At 37.0% G+C, this 4,711-nt stretch carries 5 protein-coding genes and 2 pseudogenes; 4 read left to right on the forward strand and 3 right to left on the reverse strand.

Annotation, left to right across the window (positions count from 1 at the left end):
* On the forward strand, positions 1 to 1,229 hold a 1,229-nt coding region (gene cbiE / locus F6K22_RS32515; RefSeq protein WP_293107841.1), incomplete at its 5' end, for a precorrin-6y C5,15-methyltransferase (decarboxylating) subunit CbiE.
* 798 nt (positions 1,230 to 2,027) lie between these two features.
* Here the strand turns inward: cbiE and F6K22_RS32520 are convergent.
* Positions 2,028 to 2,354: a hypothetical protein gene (locus F6K22_RS32520; protein ID WP_293107844.1), complete on the reverse strand. Its 327-nt coding sequence runs from the start codon at positions 2,352 to 2,354 to the stop codon at positions 2,028 to 2,030.
* A 235-nt stretch (positions 2,355 to 2,589) separates the two neighbouring features.
* On the opposite strand from F6K22_RS32520, the gene F6K22_RS32525 reads away from it, so the two are divergent.
* The 3 genes and pseudogenes from F6K22_RS32525 to F6K22_RS32535 all read left to right on the forward strand — a co-directional run bounded on the left by F6K22_RS32525 (position 2,590) and on the right by F6K22_RS32535 (position 3,435).
* Positions 2,590 to 2,844, forward strand: coding sequence for a hypothetical protein (locus F6K22_RS32525; protein ID WP_293107852.1), 255 nt, complete (start codon positions 2,590 to 2,592; stop codon positions 2,842 to 2,844).
* Positions 2,808 to 3,198, forward strand: a pseudogene (locus tag F6K22_RS32530) (IS66 family transposase); the annotation flags it as partial. The gene F6K22_RS32525 and the pseudogene F6K22_RS32530, both read left to right, overlap by 37 nt.
* 96 nt (positions 3,199 to 3,294) lie before the next feature.
* Positions 3,295 to 3,435 carry a hypothetical protein gene (locus F6K22_RS32535; RefSeq protein WP_293107847.1) on the forward strand — a complete coding sequence of 47 codons (141 nt, stop codon included), beginning with the start codon at positions 3,295 to 3,297 and terminating at the stop codon, positions 3,433 to 3,435.
* Between the two features lie 300 nt (positions 3,436 to 3,735).
* On the opposite strand, the gene rpmA is transcribed toward F6K22_RS32535, so the two are convergent.
* Complete coding sequence (gene rpmA, locus F6K22_RS32540; RefSeq protein WP_293107849.1) at positions 3,736 to 4,023, reverse strand: 50S ribosomal protein L27; 288 nt, start codon at positions 4,021 to 4,023, stop codon at positions 3,736 to 3,738.
* A 164-nt stretch (positions 4,024 to 4,187) separates the two neighbouring features.
* Positions 4,188 to 4,574, reverse strand: a pseudogene (gene rplU / locus F6K22_RS32545) (50S ribosomal protein L21); the annotation flags it as partial.
* Positions 4,575 to 4,711: the final 137 nt, after the last annotated feature.

Genomic DNA, 4,711 nt, shown 5'->3' on the forward strand with positions numbered 1-4,711 from the left:
TTGGACTAAATGAGTTAGTACTGAAAATAGTCGAAAGTTCGACTTTATTGGTAGGAAGCGATCGCCATCTTCGTTATTTTCCTAATCATACCGCTGAAACTATTGTACTCGGAGATGTACTTGAGGCAATTGTAGAAATACGGCAGCATTTACATTTAGATACTTCTAATAGTTGTATAGTAGTTTTAGCATCAGGAGATCCCCTATTTTTTGGTTTAGGAAGGTTATTAGTTACACATTTTCCAGCAGAAAAATTAAGATTTTACCCCCATCTGAGTTCTGTACAATTAGCTTTTAGTCGCATCAAAATTCCTTGGCAAGATGCAAAAATAATTAGCGTTCATGGTCGATCTATGGATGAGTTAATTCAAGTATTACAGCAGGGAGTTGAGAAAATTGCTGTATTAACAGATCCTACCAATACACCAAAGGCGATCGCTAATTTGCTACTAGCTTTAAATTTACCAACTAAATATCAATTTTGGGTGTGTGAAAATGTTGGTAGTGAGGATGAACGAGTGCAAAAATGGTCTATAGATGCACTACAACAAGAAATATTTGCACCGTTGAATTTGGTGGTATTATTACGTCAATCTAAAATCCCTCATCAACCTGTAGATTTAGCTAATTTGCCTCTGTTGGGGATACCAGATAATTATTTTTTAAGTTATGATGACCGCCCCGGATTAATGACAAAACGGGAAGTGCGGGTGTTAATTTTAGCTGAGTTGAGTTTACAACCAGGACAAATAATATGGGATATTGGTGCTGGAACAGGTTCGGTTTCAGTTGAAATTGCTCGTTTTTGCAGTGATTCTTTAGTATATGCAATTGAAAAAACTTCAGCAGGAACAGGTTTAATTGAAGAAAATTGCCGTCGCTTTCAGGTGAAAAATGTAGTTTCTATTCATGGTAATGCTCCCGACATTTTACATCACCTGCGTCCTCCCCATAGAATTTTTATTGGGGGTAATAGTGGTAAACTCAGAAATATTCTGGGAGTTTGTGGCATTAGAATGCTACCTGGAGGAATAATAGTTTTAGCATTTACAACTTTGGAAAATTTACATACTGCTGTAAGTTGGGTAGAGGAAAGAACAAGAAGCGATCGCTCTTGGAGTTATCGTCTTTTGCAGGTGCAGTTATCTCGTTCTATACCTGTAGCTAATTTAACTCGGTTTAATCCTCTTAATCCTGTGACAATTATGATTGTTAGTAGAAAAACCTAAGAAAATTTAAGGCGTTGTTGAATTACTGTAGAATATTAATTCTAATTGCTTAAAAATTAGGTATGGTAGGTTTTGATAATTAAAATCTCACTCCAGAGTCCAGAAATTATCCTCAAACCAACTCCTATAAAAAATTATCAACACCTATAATTTTGGTATCTAATGCCAAGCGCGATCGATGTTTGTTACAAATGCTAGGGACGTTGCATGCAACGGGAGTAGGTCAGACCGAAGTTGGAGTAAATATTGAATAAAAAAAGGGAAAATGATAGATATAGCTTTCTCAAATAAATTAGAGAAGTTCTTTTTAAGTATTTCCGATCGTTTTTTACAGGTTTTTGTAGCATACTTTTTTCAAACTGGTATAATGCCAACTTTCAATAGAAAAAGAAAACCCAGCCAGTTTGAGCTGGGTTCGATCAATCAGGGTGTATCAATAATTAGATTTTCGCATAAATTGTGACAAATTTCGGAAAAGTTACTAATTGGACTTTGGACAAAAATCAGACTTAGTTAGCGTAATATTTACGCTAACTAAGTCTGGCAATATCCCTCTATCTCTAGTGAATTTATATCATGTCCGGTAGCATCGGTATTGTATAGCAAAGGTAGGGAACAGGGAACACTTAACTGGGAACACTTAACTGGCAAGAATACTTAAGGGCAATAAAAAAAACTTAAATTTCCTCTAGATATTAACCCTTGGGTTTACACAAACGCGCCCCAGCGGACATGATATTAATCACTGAAAAATAGAAACAATGGAGAGCTATCGCCGACGGGGATGCCAACTTTTAGTTATTTTCGATAATTTTTATTCCCTTTTGTGATAACTTGATGACGAGTTCGTGGTGTTATTTTATATCCTTTAATCCGTCCGGTAGAATAACCTCGAAGTTTGGGAGATGTAGTCATTGTACCCAAAGTCGAAATTATTCTATAAAAGTCTCTTGGAACTAAACTGGGAGTAATTTTAACTGATTTCTTACTCTTCAAATACTGTTCCCAATGATGGGGTAAAAAAACACGATTATTCCTTGCAACCCATAAATTAATATAAGCAATAAATGTTAATTTGAACCAATTTTCTTCCTGTTTAACATCTGGAGTTGAATAAGCTGTCATTAAAAATCTTTGTTTACCCACGACGAGGAGCTAGTTGTTCCATGTCATAACGTTGTCGATAAGATTCATAGCAATCAATGAGACTTAACTGAACTGGCGCTAGAACCAATCACAATCAGCCACATCGGTTTCCAAATCTGATTACCAATTTCATCTGTGACAGTAATTCACACTAAAGTAAAAGGATGACGGTTCATTTTATGGTTTTTAGTTCCCCTTTTAATTATTCAGTCTCATGCCTAGTCAAACATCAGAGCAAACCACTCAATCAGCAGCCCTCAGAGAAAAACAAATTCAGAGTTTAATCCGTAAGCTCAAGCAGAAAATTCAGAAAATTGAACCAGAAGCAGAGGTAACTCCCCGTGATTGTCATATCATTCGTTATCAAGTCAATAGAAATCAGAAACTCTACTATATTATAGCCAATGGCAGTAAAATCAAGAGGACAATGTTTATCATCACTGGGCTGTTAGATTTAAACATAAGGTAGAGTTAACCCTCAAACAATGGAGCAATAAAGCAGTTTATGAGGCTGGAAAATTGTTACGCAGCCTCAAGCTCAAAGCCGATCAATGGTGGTATTTTCTATCTCACCTAGAAGGTAGCACCTGATAATAATCTAGCAGAGCGGTCATTAAGGTTAGCTATCACCAAAAGAAAGGTAAGTGGTGGCTCCAGAAGTATGGAAAGATTTCAACATACAGCCAATTTACTGACTGTGGTACAAACCTGTCGTCGTCAGGGACGTTCAGTAATTGATTTGTTTGAGCAGTCTTTAAAGGCGATCGCTCTTGATGATGATGATTTATCAGTTCTTTCTCTGATTCCTGCATCTGATACCTGAATCATTCAATGGCGATCGCTCTCACCTGAATCCTTACATCTGCGGAGCCAATTTTTCCAATGGCTACTGATTCTCACAAAAAAACTAAATATAAATATGAACGGAAAAGCCGGAAGTGAAGCTCATATTAATGCAGTGGAAAAAATGACTCGAAGAAATATTATTAATGAGTTAGAAAGGGTTGTTCATTCCCTTCAAGAAAGTCCCGTTAGATATCTGTTTCGGTGGAGAAATTGAACCAGACCCATCCTATGATTTTCAAATGGGATAAATAATGTCATAAACGAAGATAATTCCAGATTTAATTCGCTGTTTAAACCTTAATTAAGGTTGTTAGTGTAAATATTACGCTGACTTTTTTGTCCAAAGTCCAATCGGATAATTACTTATAATAAAGTTTTTGTTTGTAGTTGTGCAAGAACCCTTACAATACTTAGTATTAGGGATATTGCACAACTACGAGCCTAATTATAACTGTTCTACCGAACATGATATTAGAGGTCGCGGGATTTCTTAGCTAGCTTAAGTTAAAATGATTTAAGCTTCAGCTACAGCAACATTAGCTTCTTGAGCTACAGGATAAACGCTAACTTTTTTCCGACTTTTACCTTTTCTTTCAAAAGTTACGACACCTTCAACTAAAGCAAATAAAGTATAGTCACTACCGACACCAACATTATTGCCTGCATGGAACTTACTACCACGTTGTCTGACAAGAATATTACCTGCTTTAACAACTTGACCACCATAACGTTTAACACCTAATCTCTGGGCGTTAGAGTCACGACCGTTGCGGGTACTACCAGTACCTTTTTTATGGGCCATAATTTCCTCCGAATTTTACTATTTATAAATGACTGCTGTAACTATTGTGCCTAATTTTCTGGTTTTTCTTCAGATGCAGTTTCAACTTCTGCTGTAGTCTCTGAAATTTGAGCGTCGATAGTTTCTACAGGACTACTAACTTCTGTAGGTTCAGTTGTAGTTTCAGTAACGGTCTGAGTTGATACTGGGGTTACTTCTGTAGCAGAAGTTTGAGGTTCCGCTGTTAATAATTTGCCATTGAGACTAATGGAGTCAATCATTAGGCGGGTAAGTTCTTGGCGATGTCCTCTTTTTTTACGAGTCTTCTTTTTAGGCCGCATTTTGTAGACAATAATCTTTTTGCCTCGCAAATGTCTCATAACGGTGCCTTCTACAAGGGCACCTTCTACATGGGGTTGACCAATATGAACATCACCATCATGTTGAACTAGAAGCACATTCTCAAGGGAAATTTTATCTCCCTGTGCTGCGGGTAGAAGGTCGATATCGTAAAAGCGACCTGGTTCTACTCTTAGTTGTTTTCCGCCTGTTTCAATAATTGCGTAACTCATTAATTTGTGTTATGGGGTTGCCGTACAGGTAGCTGGTGGTAAAACTCATACCTTGAGTGGTAAGTTCGTTACTTGAGATAGGCAAATGCCTTTCTTGCTTTACCAGCTTTTACTATGTCTGAACCTGGTCCGAGCAG

This window comes from Okeania sp. SIO2F4 (assembly GCF_010672385.1).
Taxonomy (GTDB): Bacteria; Cyanobacteriota; Cyanobacteriia; order Cyanobacteriales; family Microcoleaceae; genus Trichodesmium.